This window comes from Niallia sp. FSL M8-0099 (assembly GCF_038006945.1).
GTDB lineage: Bacteria > Bacillota > Bacilli > Bacillales > Cytobacillaceae > Niallia > Niallia circulans.
On sequence record NZ_JBBOWF010000001.1, the window covers coordinates 1,033,926 to 1,051,679 of the forward strand.

Below are 17,754 nucleotides of genomic sequence, written 5' to 3' on the forward strand. Positions count from 1 at the left end.
TAAATAGTTTAACAGAGGTGAAGATAATGAGGCCTAGTGGAATCATTACGGCAATGGTTACCCCTTTTGATCAGGAGCAAAAGATAGATATACAAGCAACACGTAATCTAGTAAATCGCTTAATCCTTTCAAAGGTGGCTGGATTATTTATTTTAGGTACGAATGGAGAATTTCATGTTTTATCAAGAGAGGAAAAAGTCGAATTTGCCTCACTTGTCATTAATGAAACAAATAAACGCGTTCCTATTTTTGTAGGAACTGGAGGGAATAGCACATCAGAAGTCATTTCTCTATCAAAAGAAATGGAGAAGCTGGGAGCAGATGCACTTTCTGTCATTACGCCATATTTTCTGTCGTTAACAGAAGATGAATTATATCATCATTATAAAAAAATTGCTGAATCGGTAAGTACTCCAATATTACTCTATAATATTCCGAAAAATACTGGTATTCACTTAAGCCCGCCATTAGTAGCACGACTGGCTAAGGTGGATAATATAGTAGGAATTAAAGATAGCAGCGGGGACATTGAAAATATTAAAAACTATATTAGCGTGACAAAAGAAGAGGCCTTTTCTGTTTTATCTGGGTCTGATTCTTTAATTTTAAAAGCTTTAGATGAAGGAGCGACAGGAGCAATTGCCGCAACTGCGAACCTATTAACATATATAGATGTCTCTATTTATAAGCATTGGCAAAAGGGCGAAAGACAGGAAGCAGAAGAAGCACAGCAAAGTTTAGAGGAGCTGCGTCAAGTATTAAAACTTGGTTCCACCCCTTCTATCTTAAAAAAGGCAATGGAGCTTGCGCAGATTCCAGTTGGGCCAGCTAGGTATCCAGTCTTAGAACCAAAAAGTGAAGTAATCGAAGAAATTAACTCGGTAATAGCAGCATATCTACAAAAATATCATCAATTATCGTATGAAGGGGCTGCTATTCATGTACAAAAATAACATTCTTAATAGAATCGAAAATACAGCAATTATGGCAATTGTAAGGGTAGAAACATTAGAACGTGCCTATGAAATTGCAGATGGATGCTTAGCTGGAGGAGTAGATGTATTAGAAATTAGCTACACATTACCAAATGCGGGGGAAATTATAAAGGGGTTAAATGAGAAATATGGTGCTCGTTTACTAGTAGGGGCTGGTACAGTCTTAGATACAGAAACAGCAAGATTAGCGATATTAGCTGGAGCGAAATTTATCATTGCACCAAATTACAAAGAAGAAGTTAGTAAAATATGCAATCGATACCAAATACCTTATGCTCCAGGCTGTACAACCATTTCGGAGATGGTGGATGCGATGGAATCAGGTGCTTCCATGATTAAAGCATTCCCGATTTCTAATTATTACGGATCCCAGCTTGGAACAGTTTTCAAAACACCGATTCCATATATGCCTATAATGGCTTCTGGAGGTGTAACGATAGATAATATCATAGATTGGTTTGAAAATGGAATTGACTGTGTAGGAATCGGTAGTTTGTTAACAAAAGGAACATCATCACAAATTGAACAAAATGCTAGAGAACTTGTAGAAAAATTAAGAGAATATCGAAACAAGAAGTGAAACATAGAGAATAAAGCAAGAGAAATAGTTAATGAGAAATAAGGCAGCAATCATTAGTCTATTTTTCTTCTATTATTAAATGTATCAATAAATGGAGTGAAGTCATTTGCTAGATGAACGATCATACCTCATTATCCAAAAAATTATGGAACGCCCATTTATAGAAAAGCAAAACTTACAAGAACAAACGAAATTAACGCAAAGACAAATTGATTATAGCCTAGAGAAAATAAATAGCTGGTTAGCATCCCATCATAAAAAACCAATCGAAATAAATAGCTACAACCAAATTTCTGTTGACTATGAAACGAGGGAATTATTAATAAATGAGGTATCAAATACTATTCCAGTTGATGAGTATGTGTTAAGTAGTGAGGAACGGATACAATATATGTTTCTTTATCTTTTCATAAACATAGAGTATCTGTCGATAAACCATTTCATTGATGCTTTAAAGGTTGGCAAAACAACAATAATGGGAGATTTAAAAGCTTTAGCTGCAAAATTACAGCATAGGGGAATTTCTTTGGAGTACAATCGGAAACAGGGATATCATTTGGTAGGAACCGAGAGCGAGATACGCTATTTAGGATTAAAGTTAATAGTAAAAGAATTAAATACAAATAAAAACACCAAATTATTTGGCTATTTTTTACGAGAAAATCATCTTGAAAGCTACGAGCAAATGAAGCAAATTGTATTATTTTATTCGAATAAACATAAGATTCATTTTATCGAGAACAGGTTAACAGAATTTATTTATTCCTTTTTATTTTTAAAGACAAGATTAAAAACGAAGGAATCTGTTAACTTCATCCATGAATGGAAATCGGTTAAATCTACAAAAGAATATCAGTTTGCAGAAGAGCTATTATCATTTTATCATTTGCAGAAGGAAGATAATATTTGCTACTTAACAGCCTGGGTACTAGGTCTAACATTAGGGGAGGCCGATGAATATCGCGAAGATTTTCCACTTATTATGGACTTGGTTGAACATATCCGCATGCGTTTTGAATCTTTTTCCGGCATTCGCTTTGAACATCCAAGAGAAGTATCTAAGCAAATTTTCCGGCATTTCCGATCTGCCTATTATAGATTGCTTTTTCATTTGCCGATCGTTAATCCATTGTATGAGAAGATTATAGAGGAATACAATCATCTATTTACTATAGTGAATGAAACGATGAAGCCGCTTAGCGTGCTATTTAAACATCCTATTCCCGCAGAAGAAGTAGCCTATTTGACGATTCATTTTGCATCCTTATCCAGGAATGAAAAAGAGGGAAAGGTAAATAAAAAAGTAGGTGTGATTGTTTGTCCAAATGGAGTTGGGAGTTCCTCTATTACGCATACCGTTTTAAAGTCTATTTTTCCCGAGTTCACTTTTTTAGCTCCTATCGAAACACAACAGCTGGATAAAATAGACGTTGATTATGATTTGTTATTTTCTACTGTACCAGATATTCGCTTGTTTTATACGAAAAAACCTGTTTTTATTGTAAGTCCTGTTATGGACATATCAGAAAAGTATCGTTTAATAAGAGATGTTTATACAGAGCTGGGGAATTCCTTTTTCAAATTGCCCAGTGTAGAATTAATTACGCAAATTGTGGAAAAGTATGCTGTAGTGAAAGAAAAAGAGCAAATGAAGCGAGAATTATACGAGTACTTTGCAGTAAATGAGAAAGTAGAGCTAAAAAAAGAGCAGGGACCAAATTTAAGTGAAATTATCTCCCCAAATCTTATTCAATTACGTGTATTGGCAAAGAATTGGCAAGATGCCATTTCCTTATCTGCCTTACCATTATTACAAGAAAGAAGAATAACAGAAAATTATATTCAGAAAATGATCGAAAATGCTAGGAAAGATGGTCCTTATATGGTCATCATGCCAAATGTAGCGCTTCCCCATGCAAGACCAGCAGATGGCGTAAATCAATTATCCATAAGTATAGCTGTATTGAATGAGCCAGTGTACTTTGATAAACATACAAATAAACCGGTTCAATTTGTCTTCTGTTTGGCAGCCATTAATCAGGAATTTCATTTGAATGCACTTTCACAGTTAGTACAATTGCTGGAAAAAGAGGAATTTTATCATATCTTAAAAACAAGTAATACTTCCGAAGAGGTTTTTGATTATATATGCTGTCAGGAAGAAACCAATTTAAAACTAGTGCCATAATAAGGGATGAGTGCTAATAAAACAAGGAAGGCAAGGCACCAATGAAGAGAAGGTGCCCTGCCTTATTGAATTTCTGAATGGAACATAGGTACACAGTAGAACGGTCCACCGGATTACCTTATTGGGTGATGTGCTCTTGGCTGGCTACAACGATTTCGATGTTGTTTTCTTGGGCGAATTCCTTGTATTCGCTGTTTGGTGCTTGATCGGTTACGATATAATCTACATCTTCTAATCGGCAATAAGTCATAAGGGCGTATTTTTCAAATTTCTTATGGTCTGTGAGCAAGAAGATTTTTGAACTTCTATCAACAACGTTTTTTTTGATTTCGCTTTCTAGTGGGGAAGAGTTTGTTACTCCATTAGAAATAGAAATACCTGTAGATGCCATGAATGCTTTATTGATATTATATTCTTTAATAATATCTGTACTTTTCACACTTGCAAAAGATTTGGTATTTCTTTGCAGGAGCCCCCCTAATGTAATGATATTTAAATTCTCATAAGGTAAAGCACGAATAATAAAATCCAAATTATTGGTAATGATCGTTAATTGTTTTTGTTTAACATATTCCATCATTTCAAGTGTGGTAGTTCCGCTATCGATAAAAATAATATCTCCATTCTCTACAAAACTAGCTGCGGATTTTCCGATTAATTCTTTTTCGTTTTTATTTTGAACTTGTCTTTCCGTAAAAGAAACTAATGTACTGTTATTAACCGCAACTCCTCCGTATACTTTTTTTAATTCGCCTCGATCCACTAATTCTTGTACGTCTCTCCTAATCGTATTCTTCGATACTTTAAAGACTGTGACTAATTCATCTAAAGATACTGTTTGATGTTCAAATACATAATCTTGTATTTGTTTAATTCTTTTTGTTTTTAACATATGATTCATCCTCTGTTTAGGTAATTTTTTAGTCCATGTACTCGATACTATTTCTTATGTTATCTATTTTAGGAGATTATAAACAATATCTGTTCTATTTTTGAAAGATTACTGGATACATATCGATTATACCAAAAAATAATCAAAAGTTCATCATTAAATTAAATATAATGATTATTTTATTGGGGGGATTTTAAGTATATTCCTATATTCACTGTTTAAGTTTTCCAAAAAAATAAAAAATATCGTTTGAAATGATTGACTGTAAGCGTTATACATATTATGATGTAATCATAAGTTATCAAAACTTAACCAAAAGATGATAATAACATCATTGGAAATACACTCGGTAAGTACAAGGGAAATGAATAAACAAATAATTGAGTGTTTTGGCTGGGAAAAGGTAAGATATTTTGGTTATGTTTTGGGATAAGAAACAGGAAATGTGAAAGTAGATCGTAGGAGGGAAAGGGAAATGGCTGTTGAAAAACTAAAAAATTATATAAATGGAGAATGGGTAGAAAGTAAAACGACTACATATGAAGATGTATATAATCCAGCTACTAAAGAAATAATCGCACAAGTGCCAATTTCTACAAAGGAAGATATTAATTATGCAGCAGAAGCAGCGAAAGTTGCGTTTGAAAAGTGGAAGAATATCGCTGTTCCTCGTCGGGCTAGAATTCTATTCAACTATCAACAACTATTAGCTCAACATAAAGAAGAATTAGCTCAGTTAATTACAATCGAGAATGGTAAAAACTTAACAGAAGCACTTGGTGAAGTTCAACGTGGGATTGAAAATGTAGAATTTGCGGCAGGTGCACCTTCATTAATGATGGGAGATTCTCTTTCATCGATTGCAACAGATGTTGAGGCTACTAATTATCGTTATCCAATTGGAGTAGTTGGCGGGATTGCACCATTTAATTTCCCAATGATGGTACCTTGCTGGATGTTTCCAATGGCGATTGCTGTAGGAAACACATTTATTTTAAAACCTTCTGAACGGACACCATTACTAACGAAAAGATTAGTAGAATTGTTTACAGAAGCAGGGCTGCCAAAGGGTGTATTTAATGTTGTGTATGGTGCCCATGATGTGGTAAACGGAATTTTAGAGCATCCAGAAATTAAAGCGATTTCGTTTGTAGGCTCTAAGCCTGTTGGGGAGTATGTATACAAAAAAGGAAGCGAAAATTTAAAACGAGTACAGGCGCTGACAGGAGCGAAAAATCATACCATTGTATTAAATGATGCGAATTTAGAAGAAACGATTACAAATGTTGTATCAGCTGCATTCGGTTCAGCTGGGGAACGTTGTATGGCATGTGCCGTAGTAACGGTGGAAGAAGGAATTGCGGATCAGTTTATGGAAGCTTTAAAAGAGAGAACAAAAAATATTAAAATCGGAAACGGTTTAGAAGATGGCGTGTTCTTAGGTCCTGTTATTAGAGAAGAGAATAAACAGCGCACACTTAGCTATATTGAAAAAGGAATTGAAGAAGGAGCTAATCTTGTATGTGACGGAAGAGAGACGGCGCCAGAGGATGGATTTTTTGTTGGACCAACTATTTTTGATCAGGTAACAACCGAAATGACCATTTGGAAGGATGAAATCTTTGCGCCTGTTCTATCCGTTATCCGTGTGAAAAATTTGCAGGAAGCGATTGAAATTGCAAATCAATCTGAATTTGCCAATGGTGCATGCTTGTTTACATCTAATGCATCGGCGATTCGTTATTTTAGAGAAAATATCGATGCGGGTATGCTTGGCATTAACCTTGGAGTACCAGCTCCAATGGCATTTTTCCCATTCTCAGGCTGGAAGTCTTCATTCTATGGAACATTACATGCAAATGGGAAAGACTCAGTAGATTTTTATACGCGTAAAAAAGTAGTAACAGCAAGATATGCAAAACCTTCTTTTGAATAATTGTAAGAAATCTGTACAGGGGATACGAGTGCCCTGTACAGAAAATAAAATAATAGGAGGTTAATAGAAGTGAGTAAGTTACTTCGTAAATATCAGCAAAAAGAAGAAAGAAATGGCGTGAAAACTATTCATGAGGTTCTAAAGGAAAATGCCCCTTTAGAATATGTCGAATTTAGATTGCTAGATTTTACGCCTGGTGCAAAATATACGGAGACGCTTCAAGACAAAGAATGCTGTATCGTCGTTGTTACTGGGAAAGTAACAGTCACGGATGGTACGTCTATTTTTGAAAATATTGGTACAAGAGAAAATGTCTTTGAACGAATTCCCACAGACAGTGTGTACGTATCAAATGACAAAACCTATGAAATTACAGCAGAGAAAAAGGCGGTAATTGCGCTTTGCTATTCCCCCTCATCTAAACCACTACCAACTAGATTACTGAAAGCAGAAGAAATAGGTGTAGAGGAGCGTGGTAAATATAACAATAAGCGCCTTGTACATAATATCTTGCCAGACTCTGATCCCACAGCGAATAGTTTATTAGTTGTCGAGGTATTTACAGAAACAGCCAATTGGTCAAGTTACCCTCCCCATAAGCATGATGTGGATAACTTACCAGAGGAATCTTTTTTAGAAGAAACCTATTATCATGAAATCGATCCAAGACAGGGATTTGTTTTTCAACGCGTGTATACAGATGATCGCTCTTTAGATGAGACAATGGCCGTAGAGAATGGAGATGTTGTCATCGTTCCGAAAGGCTATCATCCCGTGGGAGTGCCAGACGGCTATGCATCATATTATCTAAATGTGATGGCGGGACCAAAGAGAATTTGGAAGTTTAATAATGATAAAGATCATGAATGGATCATTCATCGCTAAATAGAAAAGGGGTGCCTGAAATGGGTTACACATTTAACGATAAGAAAGAATTCGATATCATCGCAATTGGCAGAGCATGTATTGATCTAAATGCAGTAGAGTATAATCGTCCGATGGAAGATACGATGACTTTTTCTAAATATGTAGGAGGGTCTCCAGCTAATATCGCTATCGGTGCTAGTAAATTAGGGCTGAAAGCTGGATTTATCGGAAAGCTATCTGATGATCAGCATGGCAGATTTATAAAAAGATATATGCAAGGTGTTGGAATTGATGGTTCTAATATGGTGTTTGATAAAGAGGGACATAAAACAGGTCTTGCCTTTACGGAAATTTTAAGTCCTGAAGAATGCAGTATTTTAATGTATAGAGAGGATGTCGCTGATTTATATTTAACGCCTTCTGAAGTCAATGATGAATATATTAAAAAGGCTAAGGTCTTGCTTGTCTCCGGAACAGCTTTAGCGAAAAGTCCCTCCAGAGAAGCCGTCATTAAAGCGGTAAATGCAGCAAGAAAAGATAATGTCAAAGTTGTATTTGAATTGGATTATCGTCCTTATACATGGCAATCTCTTGAAGAAACAGCTGTTTACTATTCTTTAATTGCTGAACAGGCAGATATTGTAATCGGAACAAGAGATGAATTTGATGTAATGGAGAATACGAAAGACGGCAAAAATGAAGAAACAATTCGATATTTATTTAGTCACCAAGCAGATTTAGTCGTTATAAAACATGGTGTAAAGGGCTCTTATGCTTATACGAAGTCAGGGGAGCTTTATCGAGCTCAAGCCTATAAAACAAAGGTGCTTAAAACATTTGGTGCAGGAGATTCTTATGCATCAGCTTTCCTTTATGCATTGATTTCTGGAAAAGATATCGAAACAGCCCTTAAATATGGAAGTGCCTCTGCTTCAATCGTAGTAAGCAAACATAGTTCTTCTGAAGCAATGCCAACAGTAGAGGAGATTGAAGCCTTAATTAAGAAGAACGAAAAAGTGGAAGTTTAAAGAGGGGAGGATAACAATGGAAACAATTCGCTTAACAGCAGGGCAAGCATTAGTGAAATTTTTAAACCAACAGTACCTTCATGTAGATGGAAAGGAATTTCCTTTTGTGGAAGGAGTCTTTAATATTTTTGGACATGGAAATGTTCTGGGAATTGGAGAAGCGTTGGAACAAAATCCAGGTCATTTGAAAATCTATCAAGGGAAAAACGAACAAGGGATGGCACATGCAGCTATTGCATATAGTAAGCAGATGCTTCGCCAGAAAATTTATGCGGTAACTACTTCATCAGGACCAGGATCTGCAAATGTGGTGACAGCTGCGGCCACAGCATTTGCTAATAATATTCCTGTATTGCTTCTTCCAGCTGATACCTTTGCAACGAGACAGCCAGATCCGGTGCTGCAGCAATTGGAACATAATCACAGTCTTGCAGTAACCACAAATGATGCGTTTATGTCTGTGTCACGTTTTTGGGACCGTGTGACAAGACCAGAGCAATTAATGTCTAGTCTAATACGTGCTTTCGAAGTAATGACCAATCCAGAAACAGCTGGTCCAGCAACGATATGCATTTCACAAGATGTGGAAGGAGAAGCTTACGACTATGATGTGAAATTTTTTGAAAAAAGAGTTCACTATTTAGATAGAAAGAAAGCATCTGAGAGAGAGCTAAAGAGTGCTGCTGATCTTATTAAAGAGAGTAAAAGACCATTAATTCTTGTCGGGGGAGGAGCGAAATACTCAGAAGCAAGAGGAGTTCTTATTAAATTATCAGAAACCCATCAAATCCCATTAGTAGAAACACAGGCTGGTAAATCAACCGTAGAAAGCGACTTTGCTAATAATTTGGGTGGAATGGGGATTACGGGAACGCTGGCAGCAAATAAAGCAGCTTATGACGCAGACCTTATTATTGGGATTGGTACTAGATACACGGATTTCGCTACATCGTCGAAAACAGCGTTTAATTTTGCTAAGACGAAATTTTTGAATATAAATATTAGTCGTATGCAAGCATATAAATTTGATGCTTTTCAAGTTGTGGCAGATGCGAAAACAGCCTTAGAAGAGCTAGTGCCGCTATTAGAGGGATATCAAACATCTTATGGCAATGATATCCGTATTTTAAAAGAAGAATGGCTTCAAGAAAGAGATCGCCTGGCACAAGTAACATTTACTCGGAAAAATTTTGATCCAGAAATTAAGGGGCATTTTTCCCAAGAAATATTAAATGAATACGCAGATGCTTTGCAAACCGAATTAGCGCAAACAACGGCTTTGCTTGCTATTAATGAGACGATTTCTCCAGATAGTACCATTATTTGTTCTGCCGGTTCTTTACCAGGAGATTTGCAAAGATTATGGCATTCCTCTGTTCCAAATACCTATCATCTTGAGTATGGTTATTCATGCATGGGATATGAAATTGCCGGTGCCTTAGGAATTAAATTGGCAGAACCGAATAAGGAGGTTTACTCCATTGTCGGTGATGGCAGCTTCTTAATGCTTCATACGGAGTTAGTCACAAGCTTACAGTATGGGAAAAAAATAAATATTTTACTGTTTGATAATGCTGGTTATGGCTGTATTAATAACCTTCAGATGGACAACGGAAATGGCAGCTTCTTCTGTGAGCTGAGAGATCATAGTCAAAATATCATGAACATTGATTATGCCAAGGTTGCAGAAGGATATGGAGCTAAAGCTTATAAAGCTAATACCGTAGAGGAATTAAAGGCGGCTTTAGAAGATTCCAAGCAACAAAATGTTTCGACCTTGATTGAAATGAAAGTGCTGCCAAAAACAATGACAGATGGATATGAAAGCTGGTGGAATGTTGGGGTGGCAGAAGTTTCTGAAAGAGAAACAGTAAGAAAGGCAAATGAGCAAAGACAAAAGAAATTGCAGCAAGCTAAACAATATTAAAAGGGGAAAAGGAAAATGAGAGAAGAGATTTTATGGGGGATTGCTCCAATCGGCTGGCGTAATGACGATTTACCCGAAATTGGGGCTGAGAATACTCTATCACATTTGTTAAGCGATATTGTTGTTGCAGGTTTTCAGGGAACAGAGGCTGGAGGATTTTTTCCTGATACAAAGATATTGAAAAAAGAGCTGGCTCTACGAAATTTAAGAATTGCTGGTAAATGGTTTAGTAGCTTTCTGATACGTGATGGAATCCAAACAGTATCCAAACAGTTTCATGAGCATTGTGCTTATTTAAAGGAGGTGAATGCCTCTGTCGCAGTTGTTTCGGAACAGACTAACAGTATTCAAGGAACAGAAAAAAATGTATTTGGAGAGAAGCCCTTTTTTACGGACGCAGAGTGGGAGGTATTCACACAAGGATTAAATGAACTTGGCAGAATTGCAAGTGATTATGATCTTCATCTCGTTTATCACCATCATATGGGCACAGGAGTACAAACATTAGCAGAAATTGATCGGTTAATGGCGATGACAGATCCATCATATGTTCATCTATTGTATGATACAGGACATATTTTTGTATCTGATAATGATTATATGACTCTATTAAGGAAACATCGAAATCGAATTAAACATGTACATTTTAAAGATGTACGGCTAATTTCCTTAGAAGAATGCAAGAGAAATAATCTATCCTTTTTACAAGCCTTTCTAAAAGGGATGTTTACAGTCCCGGGGGATGGATGTATTGATTTTAAGGAAGTATATAACTATTTGCTCAAGACAAATTATAATGGCTGGATAGTCATTGAGGCAGAGCAAGATCCAGCCATTGCACACCCTTTAGAATACGCTCTTATTGCTAGAAAATATATTGATGAAACATTATTTGAAAAAAATCATATATAAAGGGGATTAAGAGAATGGGGACAGAACAAGGGAGTAGAGGTGGCAGCTCTCACAGGAAATCCTTAATGTTGATTACGCTAATCTCGACATTTGGTGGATTGCTTTTTGGATATGATACAGGGGTAATAAATGGTGCGCTGCCATTTATGTCTGATGAAACGCAGCTTCATTTAACACCTGTAACAGAAGGGCTCGTTACGAGTTCCTTATTATTCGGAGCTGCTTTTGGAGCAGTATTTGTTGGTAGATTGGCAGATTTATATGGACGTAGAAAGAGCATTTTAAACTTAGCATTAATATTTTTTGTCGCAACGCTTGGCTGTACATTAGCCCCAAATGTTTTGCTCATGGTTATATTTCGCTTCTTACTAGGTTTGGCAGTGGGAGGAGCTTCTGTTACAGTACCAACTTTCCTAGCGGAAATGTCTCCTGCTGAACGAAGAGGGCGAATGGTCACGCAAAACGAATTGATGATTGTAACAGGTCAATTACTTGCATTTACTATTAACGCCATTATAGGAAATATGTTTGGTGATGCCACACATGTGTGGAGATATATGCTGGTAATTGCTGCAATTCCGGCAGTGTTCTTATTCTTTGGAATGCTGAGAGTACCTGAAAGTCCACGCTGGTTAGCTTCAAAAGGGCGTAAAGAGGAAGCGTTACAAATATTAGAGAAGGTAAGAGATAAAAAGCAAGCAAGATTAGAACTGCAGGAAATTGAAAACGCTATCTCGAAAGAAGAGAATACGGAGAAGGCTACATATAAAGACCTTACGACTCCTTGGATAAGAAGAATTGTTTTTATTGGGTTAGGAATCGCGATTGTTCAACAAATTACAGGTGTTAACTCGATTATGTATTATGGAACGGAAATTTTGAGAGACGCTGGTTTTGGAACGGAAGCAGCATTAATAGGGAATATCGCAAATGGAGTCATTTCTGTTCTTGCCACGTTTGTGGGAATATGGCTTTTGGGTAAAGTGGGGAGACGACCGATGTTATTAACAGGGCAAATTGGTACAACACTTTCCTTGCTGTTAATCGGCATCTTTTCTTTAGTCCTAGAAGGCCAGCCATCCTTGCCGTATGTAGTGCTGTCTTTAACCGTAACATTTCTAGCATTCCAGCAAGGGGCTATTTCTCCAGTAACATGGCTCATGCTGTCTGAAATTTTTCCGCAAAGGGTCCGCGGACTTGGAATGGGAGTAACCGTATTTTGTTTATGGATTACTAATTTCCTAATCGGATTTTCTTTCCCTATTCTTATGGCTAATATCGGATTATCTACTACATTCTTTGTTTTTGTTGTATTAGGAGTGTTTGCCATAGCATTTGTTAAGAAATATCTGCCAGAGACAAGAGGTCGATCTTTAGAAGAGCTAGAAGAATATTTCCGAAATCAGGATAAGGAAATGATGAAAATCGCCAAATAGTATTTTATCACTGATCACTTATACCTTAAATTGGAAGGAGTATAAATAATATGACATTAAAAATTGGTGTAATTGGAACTGGTGCCATTGGCAGAGAACATATTAATAGAATTACAAAAAAGCTAGCAGGCGGAGAGATTGTTGCCGTAACGGATGTGAATCAAGAATCTGCTAGAACAACAGTGGAACAATTTAATTTAAATGCAGGGATATTTCCAGATGATAAATCGTTAATTGCAGATGGAAATGTAGATGCTGTTTTTGTAACAAGCTGGGGACCTGCACATGAAGAAAGTGTTTTGGCTGCTATCGAAGCAGGAAAATATGTCTTCTGTGAGAAGCCGCTTGCGACAACTGCTGAGGGATGTATGCGTATTGTAGAAGCAGAAATGAAGCATGGAAAGCGTTTGGTGCAAGTTGGATTTATGCGCAGATATGATAGTGGATATGTTCAATTAAAAGAACTACTTGATGCTAATTTTATCGGAGATCCATTAATGATTCATTGCGCACATCGCAATCCAGAAGTAGGCACAACTTATTCTACGGATATGGCAATAAGTGATACATTAATTCACGAAATTGATGTTCTGCATTGGCTCGTAAATGATGATTATAAGTCGGTGCAAGTATTGTTTCCGAAAAGGAATCGGTATGCCCATGAGAATTTAAGAGATCCTCAAGTAGTAATTTTAGAAACTAAATCAGGTATTGTTATAAATGCGGAAATCTCTGTTAACTGCAAATATGGCTATGATATTCAATGTGAAGTAGTTGGAGAAGAAGGGATTGTAAAATTACCAGAGGTTGCAACGGTTCCGTTCCGCAAAAATGCTACATTAGGATCGCAAATTTTGATGGATTGGAAGAAACGTTTTGTAGATGCCTACGATGTGGAATTACAGCATTTTATGGATTCAATCAAAGAAACTGGTGAGCCCAATGGTCCAACAGCATGGGATGGCTATATTGCTCAAGTTACCGCAGATGCATGTATTAAAGCACAGAATTCGGGAGTGAAAGAAGAAATAGTATTGCAAGAACAACCAAGCTTTTATAAAGATAATGTGCAGCCGACAAATGTTTAATAGCTAGAAACTTATTATTTTAGTAGATCGCTATCTATTTTGGAAAAATAGCGGTCTACTATCTAAAAAGTACATAAAGAAAAGAGGAATGAACATGCGTTTAGCTTATGATCCATCTCATTATAGAGATAATACCGGCTTAAAAGAAACAATTGATCATGTCGCAAGACTAGGGTACGAATATGTAGAACTTTCGCCTCGTAAAGACTTTATTTGGTTTTATGAATATCCAAAGGTAGATAAACAACTAATCAAAAACTTGAAGCGATACTGTTCGGATGCAGGAGTGAAAATTTCTTCTGTATTACCTGTACAACAATGGTCTTCGCCAAATGAATTAGAACGGCAATCAGCTGTTCGTAACTGGAAACGCTGTATTGAGATTACCTCTGAATTAGGGGTGGATTTAATGAACAGCGAGTTTGCTGGTGATAAGAGTCGTCCAACAGAAAGCGAAGCAGCTTTTATTCGTTCAATGGATGAGTTAATACCTATTTTTGAAAAAGAAGGAATCAAACTAAATTTACAATCTCACCCTAATGATTTTATCGAGCTTAATACAGAAGCGGTGCGGATGATTCGTGCGTTAGATAAGGATTGGATTAAGTTAGTCTACTCTGTAGCCCATGCCTTCTTCTATGATGATGGAAAAGGGGATATCGCTCAACAATTGGATGAAGCAAAAGATTTACTTGCACATGTATTAATCGCAGATACGATGAACCATAAAGCTGCATTCGGGCTTCGTTATATCGTAAATCCACCAAATGCAAATGTTACTATCCATCAACATTTAAACCCTGGTGAAGGGGAAATTGATTTTGATACGCTTTACCGTAAGTTAAGGGAATTTAAATTTGACGGAATTGTAACCAACTCTGTATTTGCCTATCCGGACAAACCAGACTGGTCAAATGAAGTAACTTTAAAGTCTATTAAGGAAGGATTAAATATTGAATAGAATAGGAGGAATTGCTGATGAAGTTAGCAATGAACCAAGGGACAACATTAGAAAATTCCACATTAGAGCAAGATCTGCAACTGCTTGAAAAATATGGGTATGATTATATCGAAATCCGCTCGATTGATAAGTTAAAGGAGTATTTAGAGACACATTCGATTGAGGAATTAGTGGAGTTCTTTCAAACACATCACTTAAAGCCATTATCGTTGAATGCACTCGTTTACTTTAATAACCGCACTGATGAAGACTACAAAGCACTGCTTGAAGAATATAAAGAAATGCTTGAATATGCGAAAATATTAAATGTCGATCGAATGGTAGTCGTTCCCTTAGTATCAGAAAAGAAGATTCTGCGGCCGGTCATTAAGCAAAGCTGTGTCGAAGTTTTAACGGAACTATCTGATTTAGCTAAACCATATGGGGTAAAACTAGCGCTCGAATTTATTGGTCATCCACATGCTACCGTTAATACGTTGAGCTTTGCGAATGAGATTGTAGCTGCAGTTGATCGTGAAAATGTCGGCATCGTTTTCGATACATATCAGTATTATGCAATGAATTCTACCTTAGAAGATTTAAGAAATACTGATTTTTCTAAAGTCTTTTTATTTCATATTAACGATGTAGAAGACTATATTCCGGGAATCATGCTGGATGAAGATCGAGTTTTTCCCGGAGATGGCGTAATCGATTTAAAGAGCATTTTGAAAATTATAAAGGAAAAAGGGTTTTCTGATCACGCGTCTATAGAAGTGTTTAGACCAGAGTATTATCAACTTGAGGCAGAAGAAGTAGTGAAAACAGCTAAAGAAAAAACGCTTAAAGTGCTGGCGCCCTATTTCTTAACAGAAGAAGTGAAGTAAGGCTTTGATAGTAATAGAGAGGAAGAGTTTGAAAGATAACTCACCTCTCTAAAGGATTCTTTCATCGATTAATATTCAGAATATACAGAAAAAAAGGAGGCGGCTTTTATGTCAATAGTTTCCATGCATGATATGCTCCAAAAAGCAAAGCGGGAAAAATATGCAGTTGGTCAATATAATATGAATAATTTCCAATGGGTTCAAGCGATTCTCCAGGCTGCCGAAGAAGAAAAGTCGCCGGTCATCGTAGCGGCATCTGATCGTTTAGTCGATTATTTAGGTGGATTTAAAACCATAGCAGCTGGAGTTAAGGAGCTTATAAAAGAACTGAAAATTTCCGTACCGGTCGCACTACATCTCGACCATGGAATGAGTGTTGATAGATGTAAACAAGCGATAGATGCAGGCTTTAGTTCGGTTATGATAGATGGATCACATTATTCTATCGAAGAAAATATCTTAATGACAAAAGAAGTGGTAGAGTACGCAAAGCCAAAAGGAGTATCGGTAGAAGCAGAAGTTGGAACGGTTGGAGGAATGGAAGACGGATTAATTGGAGGGATTCAATATGCAGATCCATTTGAATGCACTCGTCTAGTGAAAGAGGCTGGAATAGATGCCTTGGCTGCAGCATTAGGATCTGTTCATGGACCATATCAGGGAGAGCCAGTATTAGGGTTCGAAGAAATGAAACAAATTGCAGGGCTTACAGGTGTGCCATTAGTGCTTCATGGAGGTTCCGGTATACCTGATCACCAAATAAAAAAAGCAATTGCATTAGGGCATGCAAAGATAAATGTAAATACAGAATGCTTACAGGCATGGGCGAAAGCAGTTCGCCAAGTATTAACAGAAAATCCTGATGTGTATGATGCACGATTTATTCTTGCACCAGGAATGGAAGCAGTGAAAGAAACAGTACGAAATAAAATTAGAGAGTTTGGAACAAGTCAAAAGGCATTGGTGTTTAGTGAATAAAGGAAATTGTTGAAGGTACCTTTGAAAAGAGGTATCTTTTTTATGCGGAAAATTAAAGAGAGACTCTACAAAAAGTAGAATCTCGTTTTATAGTTTCCCAGTAAGGAATTGTGCTTCACCAAATCCAAAACTCCAGTCATCGTCTCCATTAATCATGAATGAAACCATTACATCATTTGGAGCGATACCACATTTGGCCTCTAACTCTTCAGTTAATTCCTGATAAAACTTTTGTTTATGTTCTTGTTTTCTTTCTCTGCTTGTAATGGTAAAAACAAGCATCTTTTCTGAACGTTCAAATCCTAAACCAGTGTCTTGAATAATCATTTCATACGGTTTATGCTGCGAGACAATTTGATAGCGATCTCGTTCAGGAACTTGAAAATTGCGTACCATCACATCGTGAGTCACATCCAGAATTTGTCTTATTTCATTTTCTGTTCTGCCTTCCAGCATATCTAGTTTGATTAAGGGCATGAGCTTCACTCTCCTGTTCTTTATATGGTTAATTGTTGTGTATAATTTGATAATATTTTTATTAAGTTTATATATAGTTTACTATAATGTATCAATTATGTCACCGAAAAAGGCACTGGAAAAGAAATATTTATATTTAGAATATCCACCAAAAAAATCTCTCAATAGGGTATTTCTAGTTTGACTAAAGTTGAACTCTTAATACTTTTCCTAGGGTGGGTTACTTAACTAAGAAACCTAAAGGAAAGGTGTATTTGTATATTCGTAAATCTTATAGAGAAGGGGAAGAAGGTAAAACATCAATATATATGGACTTGGACCAATTGAAACGGCCAAAGAAAAGCTATATAAAATTTTGGAGGAAGAAATAGAATTCCTAAAAGAATGGAAGGTAAGTGGATTTATCTTGATGATGTCTATGATTGGATATAACTTTATAAAAAGGAAAAGTTCGATATTAAGTCAACAAGGAAAACAAATAACTATTGATTAATCTTTTACATGAAATCATACGAGGTTAAAAAGCGCTTATCTTGAATGTTTAATGATATTTCAAAATGAACATTAGTTAGCAAGATTAATGATACAAATGGAAGATCAATTTTCTATTCCTATGTTAAAAA

15 protein-coding genes are annotated in these 17,754 nt (G+C 36.4%); 13 read left to right on the forward strand and 2 right to left on the reverse strand.

Features of this window, described 5'->3' with window-relative positions; translation table 11 throughout:
* The first annotated feature begins 26 nt into the window (after window positions 1-26).
* From dapA to NSQ92_RS04845, 3 genes are all read left to right on the forward strand, one after another.
* Window positions 27-953, forward strand: a complete 927-nt coding sequence (gene dapA, locus NSQ92_RS04835) for a 4-hydroxy-tetrahydrodipicolinate synthase (protein WP_341152428.1) — start codon at window positions 27-29, stop codon at window positions 951-953.
* Window positions 940-1,575: a ketohydroxyglutarate aldolase gene (locus tag NSQ92_RS04840; RefSeq protein WP_095321755.1), complete on the forward strand. Its 636-nt coding sequence runs from the start codon at window positions 940-942 to the stop codon at window positions 1,573-1,575. The genes dapA and NSQ92_RS04840 overlap by 14 nt, the downstream gene beginning before the upstream one ends.
* 106 nt (window positions 1,576-1,681) lie before the next feature.
* Window positions 1,682-3,763, forward strand: a complete 2,082-nt coding sequence (locus NSQ92_RS04845; RefSeq protein ID WP_061799791.1) for a BglG family transcription antiterminator — start codon at window positions 1,682-1,684, stop codon at window positions 3,761-3,763.
* A gap of 118 nt (window positions 3,764-3,881) precedes the next feature.
* On the opposite strand, the gene NSQ92_RS04850 is transcribed toward NSQ92_RS04845, so the two are convergent.
* Window positions 3,882-4,655 (reverse strand): DeoR/GlpR family DNA-binding transcription regulator, encoded by a 774-nt coding sequence (locus tag NSQ92_RS04850; RefSeq protein WP_047941469.1) that lies wholly within the window; start codon window positions 4,653-4,655, stop codon window positions 3,882-3,884.
* A gap of 475 nt (window positions 4,656-5,130) precedes the next feature.
* Here NSQ92_RS04850 and iolA point away from each other — a divergent pair, with 475 nt between their 5' ends.
* From iolA to fba, 10 genes are all read left to right on the forward strand, one after another.
* Window positions 5,131-6,591, forward strand: coding sequence for a methylmalonate-semialdehyde dehydrogenase (iolA, locus tag NSQ92_RS04855; protein ID WP_047941470.1), 1,461 nt, complete (start codon window positions 5,131-5,133; stop codon window positions 6,589-6,591).
* Window positions 6,592-6,660: 69 nt separating this feature from the next.
* Entirely contained in the window at window positions 6,661-7,476 is an 816-nt protein-coding gene (iolB, locus tag NSQ92_RS04860) for a 5-deoxy-glucuronate isomerase (protein WP_341152429.1), read from the forward strand.
* Window positions 7,477-7,496: 20 nt separating this feature from the next.
* Window positions 7,497-8,486, forward strand: coding sequence for a 5-dehydro-2-deoxygluconokinase (gene iolC, locus NSQ92_RS04865; protein ID WP_061799789.1), 990 nt, complete (start codon window positions 7,497-7,499; stop codon window positions 8,484-8,486).
* Between the two features lie 16 nt (window positions 8,487-8,502).
* A complete protein-coding gene (gene iolD, locus NSQ92_RS04870; protein WP_061799787.1) occupies window positions 8,503-10,413 on the forward strand; it encodes a 3D-(3,5/4)-trihydroxycyclohexane-1,2-dione acylhydrolase (decyclizing) in 1,911 nt (636 codons plus the stop codon).
* A gap of 15 nt (window positions 10,414-10,428) precedes the next feature.
* On the forward strand, window positions 10,429-11,325 hold the full coding sequence (gene iolE / locus NSQ92_RS04875; RefSeq protein WP_061799786.1) for a myo-inosose-2 dehydratase: 897 nt from the start codon (window positions 10,429-10,431) through the stop codon (window positions 11,323-11,325).
* 14 nt (window positions 11,326-11,339) lie between these two features.
* Window positions 11,340-12,761 (forward strand): sugar porter family MFS transporter, encoded by a 1,422-nt coding sequence (locus tag NSQ92_RS04880; RefSeq protein WP_047941475.1) that lies wholly within the window; start codon window positions 11,340-11,342, stop codon window positions 12,759-12,761.
* Between the two features lie 50 nt (window positions 12,762-12,811).
* A complete protein-coding gene (locus tag NSQ92_RS04885) occupies window positions 12,812-13,849 on the forward strand; it encodes a Gfo/Idh/MocA family protein (protein ID WP_047941476.1) in 1,038 nt (345 codons plus the stop codon).
* 94 nt (window positions 13,850-13,943) lie between these two features.
* Window positions 13,944-14,810: a sugar phosphate isomerase/epimerase family protein gene (locus NSQ92_RS04890; RefSeq protein WP_341152430.1), complete on the forward strand. Its 867-nt coding sequence runs from the start codon at window positions 13,944-13,946 to the stop codon at window positions 14,808-14,810.
* Window positions 14,811-14,827: 17 nt separating this feature from the next.
* Window positions 14,828-15,676: a sugar phosphate isomerase/epimerase family protein gene (locus NSQ92_RS04895; protein WP_047941478.1), complete on the forward strand. Its 849-nt coding sequence runs from the start codon at window positions 14,828-14,830 to the stop codon at window positions 15,674-15,676.
* A 108-nt stretch (window positions 15,677-15,784) separates the two neighbouring features.
* Window positions 15,785-16,654, forward strand: a complete 870-nt coding sequence (gene fba, locus NSQ92_RS04900) for a class II fructose-1,6-bisphosphate aldolase (protein WP_095257817.1) — start codon at window positions 15,785-15,787, stop codon at window positions 16,652-16,654.
* Between the two features lie 87 nt (window positions 16,655-16,741).
* Here the strand turns inward: fba and NSQ92_RS04905 are convergent, their stop codons facing one another.
* Entirely contained in the window at window positions 16,742-17,131 is a 390-nt protein-coding gene (locus tag NSQ92_RS04905) for a tautomerase family protein (RefSeq protein WP_047941485.1), read from the reverse strand.
* Window positions 17,132-17,754 lie beyond the last annotated feature (623 nt).